The organism is Enterococcus sp. ZQ21 (assembly GCF_030053755.1).
In the GTDB taxonomy this organism is placed as follows: domain Bacteria; phylum Bacillota; class Bacilli; order Lactobacillales; family Enterococcaceae; genus Enterococcus_B; species Enterococcus_B lactis.
In genome coordinates, this window is record NZ_CP125658.1 from 1,467,617 (window position 1) to 1,486,113 (window position 18,497).

The window sequence follows — 18,497 nt, forward strand, 5'->3', positions numbered from 1 at the left end:
CCGAAGAATTCTTTGTTTTGTCATTTAAATGTAATATAACAGAAAACGAAAAGTAACATTGATTTATTCTTACCACCACATAAAAAACAGCTGCCTCCAACTTGCAGACAGCTGTCTTTATCATTCAAACAATGATTGGTGTCTATGATAATTGATTGTACGTATTCACAACATTTTCTACTGTAAATCCAAACTCTTCTAAAATTTTAGCACCAGGAGCAGATGCACCGAAATGATCGATGGTAATCGTTGTTCCTTCTGTACCCACATAGCGTTCCCATCCGAATGATGCAGCAGCTTCGATCGCCACGCGTTTCTTCACTGCTTTAGGAAGTACGCTTTCTTTGTATTCAGAAGATTGTTTTTCAAACAGGTCGAAGCTTGGCATAGAGACAACAGAAACATCTTTCCCGTTTTCTGCCAATTCTTTTTGAGCTTTCACAGCTAAATCAACTTCAGAACCAGTTGCAATCAAAATACCTTCTGGTGTTTCTCCTTTAGCTGGAGAAAGAACGTACGCGCCTTTTTTGACCATTTCATCTGCTACTTCTTTTGTAGAAGGCAATACAGGAAGGTTTTGGCGGCTCAATACAAGGATAGTAGGCGCATCAGTAGTCTCCATCGCCACTTTCCAAGCAGCACGTGTTTCATTTCCGTCTGCTGGACGAATCACTTGGACACCAGGCATGCAACGAACAGAAGCTAATTGTTCAATCGGTTCGTGTGTTGGTCCGTCTTCTCCGACAGCAACGGAGTCATGTGTCAAAACGTAAACAACAGGCGTATGTTGAATCGCTGCTAAACGAACAGCTGGTCTTAGGTAATCGACAAAGACAAAGAATGTTCCGCCATAGATACGAGTTCCGCCATGAAGTTGGATACCATTCATAGCCGAAGCCATCGCAAATTCGCGAACGCCAAACCAGATGTTACGTCCTTCATAATGTTCGGGAGTAAAATCTTTATCAGCAGCTACCATTGTATTATTGGAACCTGATAAATCTGCTGAACCACCCCAGAAACTTGGTATAGCTTTCGATAATTCTTGGATGACTTCTTTACTTGAAACACGGCTTGCTTGACTGCTTCCTACTTCATAAGTTGGCAATTCTGCATCCCAGTTTTCTGGCAGTTTGCCATCAAAGGCATCTTCAAATTGTTGTGCCAATTCAGGATAAGCTTTTTTATAATTGGCAAACATTTCATTCCATGCATCTTCAGCTTTTTGTCCTTCTTCTATCATTGTTTGATGGAAGCGGGCAGCTACTTCTTCAGGAACAGTGAAGTCTGGATAATCCCATCCGTAAACTTCTTTAGCCATCTTGATACCCTCTTCGCCAAGAGGAGCACCATGAACAGCAGATGTTCCTTCTTTAGGAGCACCGTAGCCGATGACTGTTTTTACTTCGATCAACGTGGGTTTATCTGTTTCAGCTTTTGCTTGTTCAATCGCTTTAGAGATTGCTTCTAAGTCATTTCCGTCTTTCACTAAGATATGTTGCCAGCCATATGCTTCATAACGAGCACCAACATTTTCTGTGAACGCTTTTGAAGTTGGACCATCTAATGAAATATCGTTTGAATCATATAAAACGATTAATTTACCTAACTTCATATGACCTGCCATCGAACTTGCTTCTTGAGAGACTCCTTCCATCAAGTCTCCATCCCCACAAATTGCATACGTATAATGATCCATTATGTTGAAGTTTTCTTTGTTATAAGTTGCTGCAAGGTGTGCTTCTGCCATCGCCATACCAACAGCCATTGCAATCCCTTGGCCTAATGGGCCTGTAGTAGCTTCTACACCATCTGTATGATGGACTTCAGGATGTCCTGGTGTCTTAGAATCCCATTGACGGAATTGTTTCAAATCATCAATTGTCACTTGATAGCCAGCTAAATGAAGTAAACTATATAACATTGCTGACCCATGTCCTGCTGAAAGAATGAAACGGTCGCGATCAGCCCAATTTTTGGATGTCGTTGGATTTACTTTCAGGTGTTTTGTCCATAACGCATATGCCATAGGTGCTGCGCCCATCGGCAATCCAGGATGTCCTGAGTTTGCTTTTTGGACTGCTTCAATACTTAATGTACGAATTGTGTTAACGCCAAGTTGGTCAATTTTGTCAAACAAAATAACCCCTCCTATTAATTTAGGTTTTTTTTACCTTTATTTCTTACACTCTCATTCTATAAGATGTCACACGAAAAAGCAATCATTTTCAGTATTTTTTACTAAAAGTTGTCATTTCGGTTGTGTAAGCCTTTTTTCTTTTGGATTTCTTTTAATTTTTCCGGGGTCACGTCATTGCCCTCAGGATCGACGATTTTCATTCCTTCGATATGATGACGCATACCGGAACGAAAAGCTTCCAAATACTCTTTGCGCAAGTTGATTTGTTCTTGTTCTTCGGCTTTCGAGAGACCATTTTCCTTCTTTTTACGTGCGAGTTCATTGATCCGCTCTATTTTTTCAGGTGACAGCATGCTCAGTCCTCCTTTTACTCTCCTTCATATTATATAAAAACTGAAAAAAAAACAACTAGATAAACTAAATAAAATACGAACATTCGTTTGATTTAGCGCTTTTTATATGGTACTATTTATTTATCAAGTGAAAGAAGGTGTACCTTGTGGCCCGACAAACTGAATCAAGACAAATTGAAGTCTTACGTTATATCCATGAACAAGTAACCCAAAAAGGATACCCGCCAACTGTCCGTGAAATCGGGGAAGCTGTTCAGCTTTCTTCTACTTCTACTGTTCACGGTCATCTTGCACGGCTTGAAAAAAAAGGGTTTATCCAAAGAGATCCGACGAAACCTCGTGCAATCGAGTTGACAAAACAAGGTTTAGAAAAGATTGGGATTCGTCCAACAACTATTCCAGTACTTGGCGTAGTAACAGCTGGAGAACCAATTTTAGCAGTAGAGGATGCTTCGGACTTCTTTCCGATCCCTCCTAATCTTTCTTCTGAAGAAGGCAGTCTCTTTATGCTGACGATTCGTGGAGATAGTATGATCAATGCTGGAATTTTGGATGGCGATAACGTGATCGTTCGGAAGCAGGAAACGGCACAAAATGGTGATATCGTCATTGCAATGACTGCAGAGGATGAAGCGACTTGCAAACGATTCTATAAAGAAAAAAACTATTTCCGTCTTCAACCTGAAAACGACTTACTCGAACCAATCATTTTAGATCAAGTATCTATATTAGGACGAGTAGTAGGGCTCTATCGTAGTCATATCTATTAATTAGTACTAAAAAAGAAAATTGTTTAAAACCGAGTTTGAGACCATTGTCTCAAACTCTTTTTTCGCCCAAGTTCTTCTTCTTTCAAATTTTTATCACTTCCCTCTTTACAAACCGAACAAATATTCGTATACTAAATATACGAACAATTGTTCGTATAAATTAACGAGGTGAGAATTCATGAAATCAATGAGACGTCTTGGCTTAGTATTAACTGTTTTGTTTTTAGGTATTATTATTGGTAATTTCGGCATACGTCCAGCTTTACTTGTGTTTGTTCCGTTATTTACTTTGTGGTTCATGTTGTGGGATGAAAAGAAGTACCGTCAATCTGAGCGGCGCAGAATTCATGAAGATCATTTCTATCATGAACCCTACTACAGATCCAGGCAATCATAATGAGGATTGACTGCTAATTGTTCAAAAGACAAAAAGTTAAACTTTTACGAGGGTGTGACAAAAATCGGTCACATCCTTTTTTTCGAACCTTTACTGGACTTTGACTGGTTCCATTTATAAAAAAACAGCGACCCTCAAGCGTCAGAGTGCCTATCTGACTTTTGAGGGTCGCTTTAAAATCGCTTTTTCTGCTTAATATTCCATTAATGTAATAATGTCGTATCCTTTGATTTTGTCGCGTCCATGGAGATCCATCAATTCGATCAAAAATGCGCAGCCTACGACTACACCACCTAATTGTTCGATCAGTTCGATTGTCGCTTTGATCGTTCCACCGGTAGCCAGCAAATCGTCACAAATCAGCACACGCTGACCTGGTTTAATGGCATCCTTATGCAATGTCAATGTATCTGTTCCATATTCTAATCCATAAGTCACTTCGATGGTTTCTCGAGGTAATTTTCCTTTTTTGCGGACTGGTGCAAAACCGACTCCTAACTCATAAGCAACAGGACATCCTACGATGAACCCACGTGCTTCTGGTCCAACTACCATATCAATTCGTTTTTCTTTTGCATAATTTACGATTTGCTTCGTAGCTTCCCGATAAGCGTCACCATCTGCCATCAGCGGGGAAATATCTCGGAACACAATTCCTTTTGACGGATAGTCGGGAATACTGGCAATATAATCTTTTAAATCCACTCTTTGTTTCCTCCTAGGTTGTTAACCATTTCTTTATGGTAGGAATATCGCTCAAAAGCAAAAATTCCTCAACTTTGATTTTATTTAGCCGCCGCTGGTATAATTTGCTCTCAGTCAAAGGATGACTTTCTGGGCTGGCGACTTTTTGTAAAACACCGTTCTCTATTGTAACAAATTTCAATTCAAAAAACACCTGTATCATAAAAATTAATAATTTTTCAGGGATACGCAAATATTGAGCTACTGCTTTTATTTTATGACGTATATCTATTCGTTCTTGAGAATGGATCAATTTAAACAATTTTGCGTACTGTTCTCTTGTGCCTACCCCATTCAAATAAGCCTCATCAGGTGAAATCCCCATCAGATAAACACGATTGAATGAATAAGACCCAAAGACTTCTTTCAGCTTTGCTAAATCCTCTGGACAATCCATAATAACCAGAGATTTCGGTTTTCTTTTTTCAATTACTGCGTGTATAGAATCCATTCCTTCGAAAACAATCGCCGTTTCCTGGATGCGCTCCGGCACGAATTTCAACGTAGAAGAATCAAAAGCTAAATAAAGACTGTCTTCAGATGTTCGGCTCTCTTCACGGAAACGTTTTGCCCGCCAATCAAATACCTGCAGACTACCTACTGCAAAGTCAGATACCATCAGTTGCGGTTTCTTACGTCCATTCCATTCATTGATCGAAAGCTTTCCTACTACATCTACTAGATTATTCAGCAGTTCTTCTTCTTGAGTTCCAAAACCAAAAGCGACCGCATCAAGCTGACTAGATTCATCGGAAAGGACAAATTTCAGATGCTGTTGGTTTGCTCCGATTCTTTTGACATTCGCTGCTTGGACTTGCCGAAATAAAAATTGAGGTAAAGGATTATCTGTACCAAATGGCGCTAATAATTTTAGTTCATCAATACGCTCTACTGTTACTTCATTCGGAAGTAGCACTTCATCAATTCTTAATTCAGGTCCTCTTGTCAAATCGATTTGACGATCGACTATATATTGGTTCATCTTCTCCTGTAGTATTGTGACATTTTCACTTGGCATCGTTAACCCGACTGCTGCATGATGTCCTCCAAAATAAGTAAATAAATCCCGCATCTGGTCAAGCATTTCAAAAAGGTTCAAGGCTTCAATACTACGTCCAGAACCTTTAGCTGATCCGTCTTCTTTTAAAGTAAGAACAAGCGTTGGTTTACCAGTTTCGTTCATTATTTTTCCTGCAACAATACCTAAAACACCTTCATGCCATCCTCGGTTTACCAATAGATGGATATGATTCTCCTTATTGACCATTGCTAATGCTTCTTCTGTTATCTGCTCTACGATTGCTTTTCTTTCTTCATTGATTTCATTCAATTTTTTTGCTTGAATGGATGCCTCTTCTTCGTCAAACGTTGCAAGCAATGAAACGGCAGGTCGCGGGTCACCCATCCGACCAATAGCATTTAGTCTGGGCGCAATCGAAAAGCCGATCGTTGTTTCGTCTGCATCTCTCATTTTTACGCCACTTTCTTCAAACAGCGCCTGAAGTCCTATCCGTTCTGAATGATGGATGGCATCGATGCCTAATGCAACAAGGATTCGATTCTCATCAGTCAATGAAACTAAATCGGCGATCGTTCCTATCGCTACTAAATCCAAAAATTCTGCAGGTGGTTCTTCCAACAATGCAGAAGCTACTTTGAATGCTACTCCGACTCCTGCCAGATCTGGAAATGGATATTGCCCCGCTGGATGACGAGGATGAACAATCGCATAGGCGTCTGGTAATTTCTCAGGTAGCTCGTGATGGTCTGTAATGATCACGTCTACACCAGCTTGCTGAGCATATGCTACCGCATCATTTCCTGCTACCCCGTTATCAACAGTGATGATCAGCTGGATGCCTTCTTGGATCTTTTCTTGGTATACCGATTGGTTCGGTCCATACCCATGCACAAATCGATTTGGCAAAAATACTTCTACTTCTGCGCCAAGTAATTCCAGTGTTTCTTTCATTACCGTTGCACTGGTGATTCCGTCTGCATCATAATCACCGTAAACGAGGATTTTTTCTCCACTGATTACAGCTTCTTGTATTCGACTGATTGCTTTATCCATATCGTGCATCAGATACGGATCATGTAGTTCTTGTTCTTTTGGATGTAAAAATCGGTTGATATCCTCTTCCTCATGGTAACCTCTTTGCCACAGTAACTTACCGACAAATGGAGATAATTTCAGTTCACGAATCATTTGGAGAAAGGATTCAGAAGGCTCTGTCTCGCTTAACTTCCAATCAAAATTTGCTTGTCTCACTTTCTCACTCCTAACTTAGTTATTATAGCAAAGGAAATCAGCAAAAAAAAGCAGAAAGAAAGAATAAAAATAGATCAGATCCGCTAGACTGATGTTCAGCAGGACCCGATCTTTTATACGACCATTTATGAAATATCCCTATTAGTCAAAATAATTGAAGCTTTGTTTTGGCGCTTGCGTTTTTTGTTCTTCCGGTGCTTTCAATTGACTGATTTGTGCTGTTTTCGCTTGTAATTCCGCCTGATAAGCAGCTTCTAACTCTGCGCGTTCGTTTCTAAACTCGCGTTGTTGTTCTTCTTTTGCTTCTTCAATTTTCTTTTGCAGATCTGTTTGGTATTCTGATATTTCCTGAGTCAGCTGCTTGATTTGCTTTTTTTGCTGCCATAGTGTTGCCGAAGCAGTCAAGAATACAATCAGTGCACCAATCAGCGCAGAACCGATAATCACTAAGATCAACGGTGCAGAAAAGGAAGTGAAGCCAAAACTTACAGGGACATTTTTATTGTTCAATACAGCAAAAAGAACAATAATCAAAACTAAGATAAATCCAAGAATCACATTGCTTTGCTTTTTCAATTCCTCCACCTACTTTTTGTTAAAAATTCCGCTGGCTAAATAATCACCAATCGTTGGAAACAGCGTATAAAATTTTGATGCAACTTCTAAAATAAACGGTTGATTGATTTCTCGTTTTGGATGTCTCATATTGCGGACGATCATTTTTGCCAACTTAGTAGGTTCTAAAACGATTTGCCCGACTTTTTCCAAATAGCTTCCGCTTGGATCAGCCTTGTCAAAGAAATCTGTCTCGATTGGACCAGGATTTACTGTCGTAACAGCTACACCAAGTGGTTTCAATTCTAATCGCAAGGCGTTGGAAAAGCCAAGGACTGCAAATTTCGTGGCAGAATAAACCGTTGATTTTGCAGTTGCCATTTTCCCAGCCATTGAGGCGATATTAATAATATGTCCTTGTCTTCTTTCTGCCATATCGATCGCAAATTTTTGTGTCAAAACCATCATTCCTAAGATATTGACTTCAAACATATCGTACGCTTTTCCAAGATCGAATGTAAGGAAGTCCTCGAAAATACCAAATCCAGCATTGTTTACCAGAATATCGACACGTCCAACTTCTTCCATTACTTTTTCATATAGTTCATCCACACTATAAGGATCGCTGACGTCTACTTTGAAAGCATAAGCCTCTTTGCCGCTCAAGCGTCTGCACTCATCTCTGACACCTTCTACAAATGCCATTCTTCGTGCGCAACTTATAACGATTGCTCCTTGCTTTGCTGCTTCATAACAGATTTGCGCGCCTAGACCACCTGAACTACCTGTTACTAAAACAACTTTATCTTCTAAATTCATGCCTCATCCTCCTCACGAAATGGTATCTCAATGCTATCAAAATCTTTCATGATCGTCGTGTTTTCAAACACTTCTTTTGCTTCTTTTTCAAGCTCTAGAGCTGCTTTTCCTAAATATCTTGCACTGATATGAGTAAGCAACAGCCGTTTTGCCTGCGCTTCTTTTGCAACTTCAGCAGCTTGATGAGTCGTAGAATGGAAATAGTTATGCGCCATTCTTGCTTCATCTTTATTAAATGTGCTTTCATGTACCAAAATATCACTGTTTTCCGCAAGCACAACAGAATTATGTGTTTTTCTCGTGTCGCCTAAAATAGTCACGATCCGCCCTTTTTTATTTGGGCCTACGAAATCTTTTCCATTGATCGTCCGACCATCTTCTAGTTGGATCGTTTCCCCTTGCTTCAGCTTGCCGTACAGTGGTCCAGCCGGAATGCCTAATTCTTTCAGACGATCCACCTGCAATTCTCCTTTATGATCATGTTCAACCACACGATAACCGAAACTGTCGATTCCATGATTTAGTTTTTTTGCATAAACAGAAAATTGCTGATCAGTAAAAATCGGGTCTGTTTCATTTAACTCGATGAATTTCAGCGGATAACTTAACCGTGTTTGCGAAATGCCTAAAGAGACTTTTATGTATTCCTCTATCCCTTTTGGCCCGTAAATCTCTAATGGCGTATCCCCACCTTGAAATGAACGGCTGCTGATGAGTCCGGGAAGCCCAAAAATATGATCGCCGTGTAAATGTGTAATGAAAATTTTTCCGATTTTTCTCGGACGGATAGTCGTTCGCAAAATCTGCATTTGCGTGCCTTCACCACAGTCGAATAACCAAACTTCATTACGTTCGTCTAAAAGTTTCAATGCTATACTTGTCACATTTCTATGTTTTGCAGGAACACCTGCGCCTGTTCCTAAAAATTGTAATTCCATAATCTACCTGACTTTCTTTAAGTTCCTCTTTAATTTTAGGGGAAAAAGATAGGATAATCAACCGTAAGTCGAGAAAGGCTTCAAATAAAAACGATGTTCCTCTGTGATAACGTTTTCTTTAAACTCCATTGTAAAAACAGCAGCGAACCCTTTTGAGATTCTCTGCTGTTTTTATTAATTTGAAGATTCGGAACTCTCATTGTCATCGGAAGATTGCGGATGTTTGTCCTCCCAAGTCTTTTGGGCAGCTTCTTTCGCCTGCTTTTCGGCTTCCTTCGCATCATGCACATCTTTTTCGACATCTTCATAATCCAAACGGGTAATTTCTCCGCCTAATTCCATCATCACTAATTGATTCAATGGACGATTGTCTTCTTCATCCGCAATCAAAATCAGTCCTGTAGCTCCTTCACCGATTTTATTTCCTACAAAGTCGAACACAGTCTGAGCATCTTTTATTTCTTTTGCATCTTGTGTCGCACCGATCATCCCTCCAGCAAACCATCCTAATAAAATCCCCAGCGGCCCACCTAATACACCAACCAACATACCAATCAACCCACCAGTAGAAGATTTGTTATTCCCAGTAAAGTCGATAAAATCTTCTATTTTGAATTGATGGGTTCCATTGGGATCATGGCTGACAACGGCCATCTGTTCTCCTTTGATCGAACGAACAGCATGTAGTTTTTTGATTTCCGAAAATGCCTGATATGCTTGGCTTTCTACTTGAAAATTTAAAATGATTACTCGCTTGCTCATTGAAAACGCCCCTTTCATACCTTCTTGTTATTTATTTTACCTTTAATTGTAAAATAAGAAAAGAAAAGCACTCTTTCCTACCCAATAAAAAAGGAGAATGGCCTCAGCCATACTCCCCTTAGATTTGAAACTATATTTTTTGGTATTTGTTTTTATTTGTTTGCCTATTCGACAAATTCAAATTCAAATTCACCGATACGGACAAGGTCGCCATCTTTCGCCCCACGTGCCCGAAGTGCCTCATCCACACCCATACCACGTAATTGACGAGCAAAACGCATTACCGTTTCATCATGATCGAAATTCGTCATTTGGAATAATTTTTCGATCTTCTCACCGGATAAGATCCACGTTGCATCTGAATCACGATCGATTTGGAACTCAGGACCTTCTGGATTGAATCCATAGTGTACAGTTTCTTCTTCCAGTTCTTCCTCGTACAATGGGAATTCTGGCGTTACTTCTAACAAGTCTGCTGTAGCATTCAATAACGCATCCAATCCTTGTCGAGTCACTCCAGAAATTGGAAATACTGGGATATCATCAGCGAATTCGTCTTCTTTTTCCTTGTTCAGCTGTTCTTTGAATTTCACTAGGTTTTCCTGTGCATCCGGCATATCCATTTTGTTAGCCACGATGATTTGCGGACGCTCTAACAAGCGTAAGTTGTAAGTAGATAATTCTTTGTTGATGGCAAGATAGTCTTCGTAAGGATCTCGTCCTTCCATCCCACTCATATCGATCACATGTAAAATAACTCGCGTTCTTTCGATATGACGAAGGAATTGTGTACCTAGTCCAACACCTTGCGAAGCTCCTTCAATCAACCCTGGCAAGTCTGCTGCGGCAAAACTTCTGCCATCACTTGTAGTAACCATTCCCAAGTTAGGGACGAGTGTCGTGAAATGATAAGCGCCGATCTTTGGACGAGCAGATGAAATCACAGATAGCAAAGTCGATTTTCCAACAGATGGAAAGCCTACAAGCCCAACGTCTGCCAATACTTTCAATTCCAGTTCGATTTTTCGTTCTTGTCCTGGTTCCCCGTTTTCAGCAATTTCCGGTGCAGGGTTCCGAGGAGAGGCAAACCGGATATTTCCTCGTCCGCCACGTCCCCCTTTCGCCACAACTAGTGTTTGACCATTTTCAATCAAATCTCCTAAAAGAGCACCAGTCTCTGCATCTCGGACAGTGGTTCCTTGCGGTACTTTCACATAGGTATCTTCTGAACCACGGCCGTGCATCCCTTTACTCATTCCATTTTCACCTGGCTGCGCTTTGAAATGGCGATTAAAACGAAAGTCCATCAATGTACGCAAACCTTCATCGACGATCAAGATGACATCACCGCCACGACCACCGTCTCCACCAGCCGGTCCGCCGTCAGGAACGTATTTTTCGCGACGAAATGCAACCATTCCGTCTCCGCCCTTGCCAGCTTTCACATCGATCGTTACTTGATCTAAAAACATGGACATAATTAAGTCCTCCTATTATTCAATTTATTTATTTGACTGCCTGAATTTCCACAATAAACAAAAGTCTTCCTTATTTTATCGGTGAAATCTGTTTTTGTCTATCATTTCAGCAAAAAGATTGATTGCCTTCTTCTTTTTTTATTATTTGGTAAGGTTTCCAACCATTTTTCTGCTATCGAGTATAATTTTTTGACAAAATATGCTTTGCGTAGCAGAATAACAGTGTATTAATTGTATTAATTGAGGATGCCGTTTCATAGCACCCCTAATAAAGGAGGAACTTTTGATATGACAGTAAAAGTAGGTATTAACGGATTTGGGCGTATCGGCCGTCTGGCTTTCCGCCGCATCAAAGAAGTATCAGATGATATTGAAGTAGTAGCAATCAACGACTTAACAAGTCCAACTATGTTAGCACAATTATTGCAATTTGACTCTACTCACGGTACTTATCCTGGCACAGTTACTGCAACAGAAGACTCAATCGTAGTGGATGGCGAAGCAACACGTGTTTATGCAGAACCCGACGCAAGCAAAATCCCTTGGGTAAAAGAAAACGGTGTAGATATCGTACTAGAATGTACTGGTTTTTATACATCTGAAGAAAAAGCGAAAGCGCATTTAGATGCTGGTGTCAAACGAGTAGTTATTTCTGCCCCAGCTGGTGCAATGAAAACTATCGTCTATAACGTCAATGATGATACATTAGATGAAAACGACCGAATCATCTCAGCAGGTTCATGTACAACAAACTGTTTAGCACCTATGGCTTATTTCTTGAATAATGAATTTGGGATCGAAGTTGGTACAATGACAACAGTCCATGCCTACACTTCAACCCAAATGCTGTTAGATGGACCAGTAAGAGGCGGTAATTTACGTGCTGCTCGTTCAGCTGCTGACAACACTATTCCACATTCTACTGGTGCTGCAAAAGCAATCGGCTTAGTTATCCCTGAGTTACAAGGAAAATTACAAGGACATGCGCAACGTGTTCCAGTCGTTGATGGTTCATTAACTGAATTAGTTTCAGTATTGAAAACCAAAGTAACTGCTGATCAAGTAAATGAAGCAATCAAAAAACACACAGTTGACAATCCTTCATTTGGGTATGATGATCGTCAAATCGTTTCTAGCGATGTCATTGGCACAACTCAAGGTTCAATCTTTGATCCAACCCAAACAGAAGTAACAACTGCTGGCGATTTCCAACTTGTCAAAACTGTTGCATGGTATGACAATGAGTACGGATTCACTTGCCAAATGATTCGCTTACTAGAAAAATTCGCTAACTTGTAATTTAATAAATCAAACAATAAAACAAGCCATTGACTGGATCCAGTCAATGGCTTGTTTCTTTTTACCCTCTTGCTTTTAAACTAGTTCAATGAACATATTGGCTTAAAAATTGTTGGACTACTTGCTGATACTTTTTAGGATCTGTCTTGTATGCTTCCGCATGCTCGGCTCCTTTTACAACATACTTTTCTTTTGGCCCCTTCGTTGCACGATAAACCTTATCCAACATTTCAAATGGTACAAATGTGTCTGCGTCTCCATGTATAAATAGCATCGGACGCTGGTTTTTCTTCAATTGATCCACTGCACTTGCCTCACCGAAAAAGTAGCCGGCACGGACTTTTGTCACTAGACTCGTTACTTGCATAAGCGGAAACGCTGGAAGACTAAACATATCGTCTAGCTGATACGCAAGCTCATCATGGACAGAAGAATAACCGCAATCTTCAATAATTGCTTTTACGTTATTTGGTAATTTTTCTCCGCTAGTCATCATGACAGTTGCTGCCCCCATGCTGACACCATATAGAACGATTTCTTGCGAGTTTCCATTTTCTTCTAACACTTTGTTGATCCACTGCACATAGTCTTTGCGCTCTGGCCATCCAAATCCAATATAATCCCCTTCGCTTTTTCCATGCCCTCTTGCATCTGGAACAAGGACATTGTAGCCCATATCATGGAACATCTTTGCATAATTGGTCATCGTTTCAGCATCTCCCATGTAGCCATGAGCAACTAGAGCTGTTTTTTCACTTTTCGTTTCAGCAGGAAGATAAATCGCTGATAATTTCAGACCGTCTTTCGAAGTGATTGTCCAATTGCTTCGGTTCTCTTTTGAACTAAACCACTTATGTGCATCCGTTTCTTTGGATGTCTGTGTTGTACCTGGTGTATCTTCATCTAAAAAGTCTTTCTCAGACGGCACGACAGCATAATTATAAAAATAATTCCCTACAAACAATAGCGCAACGATTAGAACTAGGGCAACACCTAGAAGGATTTTCATCCAAAGTTTCATAAATTATCCATCTCATTTCTCTTTTTTCATCTAACCTTGAATTAGTATAATCAAAGAATCTCTACTATGCAATGTTCATTTTTATAACCTATAAAAAAACAAAATAAAAAAGCAGAAATAACTGGCTATTTCTAGCGGATTATTTCTGCAGCAACTCATTATCTATTTTTTATTTTCAATTAATTTGAAGCTTGACCAAGGTTTCAAAAAATCAAGGAGGAACAGTTCGTCATCAGAAATTCTTCCTACGACATTGACCCGTCCGTCATTTTTCATGTCCTTCAAGGCGATTTGTGTTTCTCCCTTATATTGACCATACCCTTCATTATCAATCAGCACATCACCATGATGCATATCTCGCGTATTGTGAGGTGGAAAATCTTTTTCTTTATAATATACACGAGTCATCGTCGAACGAAGGATATACTCTGAGCGATCTCCTCGATAACTGTGGAGATTGTCAAACAAGCAGATTCGTTCGTTTTCTGTAATCCCTTCTTCCGTATCTACTTTCAATGTTGGATAATCTGCATTAAATGCTGCTGCCATTTCTTTCAATTCTTCTTCGCTTGCATACGCATTTCCAATAGAAATATCATCAATCAGCCCTGTAAGGATCAAATGCTTCACTTGTGTAGCAATCTCAAGGTCTCGGTGATCTTCTAGTGTGCACAAGCCATCTTGTGTAGGCCAAGGGCCAAACTCAGCGGATTGCGAATTGACGAACGCCATCGTATTCAAATTATATTTTCTAAATTTTTCTGAACAAAAAACAAAATGGTCGTAGCCTAAACCAGAATATCGATGAGGATAAAAATTATGAGAACCTAATAAATTATCCGTGTTTGGCGAATAACTCATGATGTTGTCAACATAATTCGTGCCCGAACTCATATTGATCTCGATTTTGATACCGAAAGGATTACGCGTCATTTTTGCTTCTTCTGCTCCGGTGAACCCGATATCCAAGCGAACTCCATAGGCACCCATCTTATGGAAAAAGGATAAGTCATCGTAAGAAATCTCCAACTGTTCAAATAACGCTGGATTGATATCTACCATTACTTCCATGCCTAGGCTATTCGCATAATCAACTACTTCTTTAAATTCTGAAAGAACTTTTTCTTTGTCGTCGTTGATCTGCAGTAAACTGGTAAAAACCCGTTTATACCCATACTTATGAGCTAAATCCAAGTACGCTTTGTCCTTTTCAAATGTTGATCGTTCTGGATAAATCGAGATTCCTAATTTTCCCATATTACCATTTCCTCCTGCATCTTTTCGTTTTTGTATCCACTTACATTATAGCAAAGACAAAATAAATGGTCTACACCTTTTCTTTTTCTTTTAAAATAAATGATAAATTCCAATAATTTAAGTAGGTATTTCTCCTCTATTTTGTTATCATTAAAGATAACAAAACAGTAAATTGGAAAGGAATAGTTATGAAGAAAAATAAAGTTATTTTAAGTATTAGTTTAGCTGCAGCATTATTGTTTGCTGCTGGTTGTTCCGCAAACAGTACGACTTCTCCTAGTTCATCGGCTGAAAGTTCAAAGAGTACATCCACTGCGGAAAGTACAACTGCCAGTAGTGTCGATTTGAATGCATTGGAATTGTCACAATTGACGAAAGATGTAGCTGAAAATGAGGATTTGGTCGAAATGGTGACAAATAAAGGCACAATCAAAATCAAATTATTCCCTGAATATGCACCTAAAGCAGTTGAAAACTTTATGAGACACGCAAAAGATGGTTACTATAATGGCCTGACTTTTCACCGCGTCATCAAAGATTTCATGATCCAAGGCGGTGATCCTAAAGGCGATGGCACTGGAGGCGAAAGTATTTGGGGAGAAGGATTTGAGACAGAGATCAACAACCACCTTTACAACATAAGAGGTGCGTTATCTATGGCTCGCTCACAAGATCCTAACAGTAACGGCAGCCAGTTCTTTATCGTTCAAAATTCAGATGATATGCATGATGGTCTTTTAAAAGATGATTACCCTCAAGCGATTATCGATGCTTATAAAAACGGCGGTTATCCTTCCCTGGATGGTCAGTACACTGTCTTCGGTCAAGTGATTGAAGGAATGGATGTCGTGGATGCTATTGCAAATGTCGAAACAGATAGTTCAGACAAACCAAAAGAAGAAGTAAAAATTGATAAAATCAATATACTGCAAGAAGCAAAATAAACAGAACATAAAAATGACGTCTGAATCTAGCAAATATGACAAAATGTGCTAGATTCAGACGTCTTCTTTTTACATAAGAAAGCAAGTAAACATCCTTCTATTTTTCTATAACAACTTTTTTATGATCAAGCATTTTGGTTGACGATGAACGTGAACTCACACTCACAGACTTTTTTATCATCTACATATGCTGCAGATAACGCTGTACCGACTGACCCCTTCATTTTGGTGATTTCAAAATGACATTTCAGTACATCTCCTGGAACAACTTTTTGACGGAATTTGGCCTTATTGATTCCACCGATATAAGCTCGTTTTCCTAGGAACTCTTCTGATTTTAGGATAAGGATCGAACCTGCTTGTGCCAGTGTTTCTAGGATCAACGCACCCGGCATCACTGGATTGTCAGGAAAGTGACCTTGGAAAAAATCTTCATTGATCGTTACATTTTTTGTCGCAACAATCTTTTTTCCTGGTTCTAATGTATCTACATAATCAATATAACAAATAGGATAACGATTAGGGATCAAGTCCATTACTTCAGTAGCAGATAATACATAAGACATAATTAAACTCCTTCTTTCAGGCGATTGCCATTTTCATTACTTTGACTATCAAAGTATCATATTCCTAAATATTTAGCAATCTTTTTTTAATTTAAGAAAAAATAGTTTGACAATCAAAACATTTTGACTAATAATTAAGAAATCAAGAAGTTATTTTAGCTATTATTTTCTATTTTTTACGACTATCAAATTTTTATCAGAAACAAAGGAGAGTCATTATGTCATTTCTAGAAGGAAAAAAAATCGTCATCATGGGCGTCGCTAACAAAAAAAGCATTGCTTGGGGGTGCGCTGAAGCAATGTTGAAACAAGGGGCAGAGATTATCTATACTTACCAAAATGAACGAATGAAAAAATCATTAGTCAAATTGGTCGGCGAAGAAGCATTCACTGTAGAATGTGATGTTTCTAGCGACGAAAGCATCGAAAAAGCAATGAATGCCATCGGTGAATATGCTGGAGAGATCCACGGCCTTGTCCATGCAGTTGCTTACGCCAACAAAGAAGAATTGTCTGGAAATGTGTCTGATATTTCCAGAGACGGCTATCAATTAGCTCAAGATATCAGTAGCTACTCTTTGATTGCTGTATCAAAATACGCACAACCGTTTCTTGCACCAAATAGCGGAATCGTTAGCATGACTTATCTAGGTTCAGAGCGCGCAATCCCGAATTATAACATGATGGGTATCGCGAAAGCTTCTCTTGAAGCAGCTATCCGTTATTTGGCAGCTGAGTTCTCACCTAAAGGCATCCGAGTCAATGGTATTTCAGCTGGAGCAATCAAAACATTAGCTGTTACAGGGGTTAAGGACTATCAAAAACTGATCCAGTTATCTGAATCTCGTACGCCTGATCAGCAAGGTGTAACGATCGAAGAAGTCGGTAATGCTTGTGCTTTCTTGATCAGTCCTCTTTCCAGCGGGATCATCGGTGATATTATCTACGTTGACAAAGGTGTCCATCTTTCATAATCCTTTTGTTACATTCTTTAAAGTAAAACATATAAAAATCAGGAAAAAACTTTTTAAAGTCTCTTCCTGATTTTTTCTTTTTTTACGTTTTTTCAACTTATTACTTTGAAATTACTCCACGACTTCAATCCAGCCTTCTGGTGCTTCTATGTCCCCGAATTGAATACCTGTCAATTCATCATACAACCGCTTTGTTACTGGTCCTACTTCCGTTTCGCTATAAAATACATGCAGATTATTATTGTGGTAGATCCCACCAATCGGAGAAATAACAGCCGCTGTACCACATGCACCAGCTTCTGCAAATTGATCTAGATCATCAATGAAAATATCTCCTTCTATTGCTTGAAGTCCTAGTCGTTCTTCAGCTAATTGCAGCAAAGAGTATTTCGTGATACTTGGTAAGATAGATGGCGATTGTGGAGTGATGAATTTTCCATCTTTCGTAATCCCAAAGAAATTTGCTGCCCCTACTTCTTCGATTTTCGTGTGTGTGGCTGGATCAAGATAAACACAATCTGAGTAATCCAGTTCTTTTGCTTCTGTTCCTGGAAGTAAACTTGCTGCGTAATTTCCGCCGACTTTTGCTGCGCCTGTTCCCTTAGGAGCAGCACGATCATAATCAGATACAATAAAGTTCGTTGGTTTTAGCCCACCTTTGAAATACGCTCCTACTGGCGTACAGAAGACGACAAATAAGTATTCTGGAGCAGGATGGACACCGATGTTTTCACCGACCCCAATCAGTAAAGGACGCAAGTATAATGTAGCGCCTGTTCCATAGGGAGGCACGAAAGCTTCATTTGCTTTTACCACTTGCTTAACAGCATCAACGAACATTTTTTCAGGGACCATCGGCATCAGCAAGCGTCTAGCACTTTGATTCATCCGCCGACTATTTTGTTCAGGTCGAAAGAGATTGACCTTCCCGTCTTTTCGACGATAAGCTTTTAGACCTTCAAAACATTGCTGACCATAATGAAGCGCTGGAGATCCTTCATGAATCGTCAGGTAATTATCTTCTGTCAATTCCCCTTCTTCCCATTGTCCGTCTTTCCATTTGGCAATGAAACGCCAAGGAGTTTTGATATAAGAAAATCCTAAATTGTTCCAATCGATTTGCATATACTTACCACCTTCGTTATTTTCTCCACATTTTATCATTATCCATATTATTTGTCATTTTATTTTCAGCTTTTTTCCTTCAT

The 18,497-nt window shown here is 39.5% G+C and carries 18 protein-coding genes; 5 read left to right on the forward strand and 13 right to left on the reverse strand.

All coding sequences use genetic code 11. The features are described 5' to 3' along the window. Positions 1-142: 142 nt before the first annotated feature. On the reverse strand, positions 143-2,140 hold the full coding sequence (gene tkt, locus QK255_RS07090; RefSeq protein ID WP_002329157.1) for a transketolase: 1,998 nt from the start codon (positions 2,138-2,140) through the stop codon (positions 143-145). A 101-nt stretch (positions 2,141-2,241) separates the two neighbouring features. Further along, complete coding sequence (locus QK255_RS07095) at positions 2,242-2,493, reverse strand: DUF896 family protein (protein ID WP_002309377.1); 252 nt, start codon at positions 2,491-2,493, stop codon at positions 2,242-2,244. A gap of 146 nt (positions 2,494-2,639) precedes the next feature. Here QK255_RS07095 and lexA point away from each other — a divergent pair, with 146 nt between their 5' ends. Further along, complete coding sequence (lexA, locus tag QK255_RS07100; protein ID WP_002309378.1) at positions 2,640-3,263, forward strand: transcriptional repressor LexA; 624 nt, start codon at positions 2,640-2,642, stop codon at positions 3,261-3,263. 178 nt (positions 3,264-3,441) lie between these two features. Next, the gene (locus QK255_RS07105; protein ID WP_002297436.1) at positions 3,442-3,660 is read left to right on the forward strand and encodes a hypothetical protein; all 219 of its coding nucleotides are present in this window, start codon (positions 3,442-3,444) and stop codon (positions 3,658-3,660) included. A gap of 192 nt (positions 3,661-3,852) precedes the next feature. Here QK255_RS07105 and QK255_RS07110 read toward each other — a convergent pair whose 3' ends face one another. The 7 genes from QK255_RS07110 to obgE form a co-directional block, all read right to left on the reverse strand. Next, positions 3,853-4,365, reverse strand: coding sequence for an adenine phosphoribosyltransferase (locus QK255_RS07110; protein ID WP_002295813.1), 513 nt, complete (start codon positions 4,363-4,365; stop codon positions 3,853-3,855). A gap of 13 nt (positions 4,366-4,378) precedes the next feature. Then, positions 4,379-6,676, reverse strand: a complete 2,298-nt coding sequence (recJ, locus tag QK255_RS07115) for a single-stranded-DNA-specific exonuclease RecJ (RefSeq protein WP_002342222.1) — start codon at positions 6,674-6,676, stop codon at positions 4,379-4,381. A 141-nt stretch (positions 6,677-6,817) separates the two neighbouring features. Next, complete coding sequence (locus tag QK255_RS07120; protein WP_002390566.1) at positions 6,818-7,261, reverse strand: LapA family protein; 444 nt, start codon at positions 7,259-7,261, stop codon at positions 6,818-6,820. Then, the gene (locus QK255_RS07125; protein WP_002329154.1) at positions 7,262-8,050 is read right to left on the reverse strand and encodes an SDR family NAD(P)-dependent oxidoreductase; all 789 of its coding nucleotides are present in this window, start codon (positions 8,048-8,050) and stop codon (positions 7,262-7,264) included. Continuing rightward, the gene (gene rnz / locus QK255_RS07130; RefSeq protein WP_002313806.1) at positions 8,047-8,988 is read right to left on the reverse strand and encodes a ribonuclease Z; all 942 of its coding nucleotides are present in this window, start codon (positions 8,986-8,988) and stop codon (positions 8,047-8,049) included. The genes QK255_RS07125 and rnz overlap by 4 nt, the downstream gene beginning before the upstream one ends. Before the next feature lie 174 nt (positions 8,989-9,162). Next, positions 9,163-9,750, reverse strand: a complete 588-nt coding sequence (locus tag QK255_RS07135; protein WP_002309384.1) for a hypothetical protein — start codon at positions 9,748-9,750, stop codon at positions 9,163-9,165. A 164-nt stretch (positions 9,751-9,914) separates the two neighbouring features. Next, the gene (gene obgE, locus QK255_RS07140) at positions 9,915-11,228 is read right to left on the reverse strand and encodes a GTPase ObgE (protein WP_002295805.1); all 1,314 of its coding nucleotides are present in this window, start codon (positions 11,226-11,228) and stop codon (positions 9,915-9,917) included. 288 nt (positions 11,229-11,516) lie between these two features. Here obgE and gap point away from each other — a divergent pair, with 288 nt between their 5' ends. Continuing rightward, positions 11,517-12,527 carry a type I glyceraldehyde-3-phosphate dehydrogenase gene (gap, locus tag QK255_RS07145; protein ID WP_002309387.1) on the forward strand — a complete coding sequence of 337 codons (1,011 nt, stop codon included), beginning with the start codon at positions 11,517-11,519 and terminating at the stop codon, positions 12,525-12,527. A gap of 85 nt (positions 12,528-12,612) precedes the next feature. On the opposite strand, the gene QK255_RS07150 is transcribed toward gap, so the two are convergent. Together QK255_RS07150 and QK255_RS07155 are read right to left on the reverse strand one after the other, a co-directional pair. Then, complete coding sequence (locus tag QK255_RS07150; protein WP_002329153.1) at positions 12,613-13,548, reverse strand: alpha/beta hydrolase; 936 nt, start codon at positions 13,546-13,548, stop codon at positions 12,613-12,615. A gap of 162 nt (positions 13,549-13,710) precedes the next feature. Continuing rightward, positions 13,711-14,805, reverse strand: coding sequence for a DUF871 domain-containing protein (locus QK255_RS07155; RefSeq protein ID WP_002315099.1), 1,095 nt, complete (start codon positions 14,803-14,805; stop codon positions 13,711-13,713). Positions 14,806-14,993: 188 nt separating this feature from the next. Between QK255_RS07155 and QK255_RS07160 the strand changes: the two genes are divergently transcribed. After that, entirely contained in the window at positions 14,994-15,749 is a 756-nt protein-coding gene (locus QK255_RS07160) for a peptidylprolyl isomerase (protein ID WP_002329151.1), read from the forward strand. A 125-nt stretch (positions 15,750-15,874) separates the two neighbouring features. On the opposite strand, the gene fabZ is transcribed toward QK255_RS07160, so the two are convergent. Continuing rightward, entirely contained in the window at positions 15,875-16,315 is a 441-nt protein-coding gene (gene fabZ, locus QK255_RS07165) for a 3-hydroxyacyl-ACP dehydratase FabZ (protein WP_002309395.1), read from the reverse strand. A gap of 218 nt (positions 16,316-16,533) precedes the next feature. Between fabZ and fabI the strand changes: the two genes are divergently transcribed. Next, positions 16,534-17,289: an enoyl-ACP reductase FabI gene (gene fabI, locus QK255_RS07170; protein WP_002295795.1), complete on the forward strand. Its 756-nt coding sequence runs from the start codon at positions 16,534-16,536 to the stop codon at positions 17,287-17,289. A gap of 111 nt (positions 17,290-17,400) precedes the next feature. Here fabI and QK255_RS07175 read toward each other — a convergent pair whose 3' ends face one another. Then, the gene (locus QK255_RS07175) at positions 17,401-18,453 is read right to left on the reverse strand and encodes a branched-chain amino acid aminotransferase (RefSeq protein WP_002316226.1); all 1,053 of its coding nucleotides are present in this window, start codon (positions 18,451-18,453) and stop codon (positions 17,401-17,403) included. Positions 18,454-18,497: the final 44 nt, after the last annotated feature.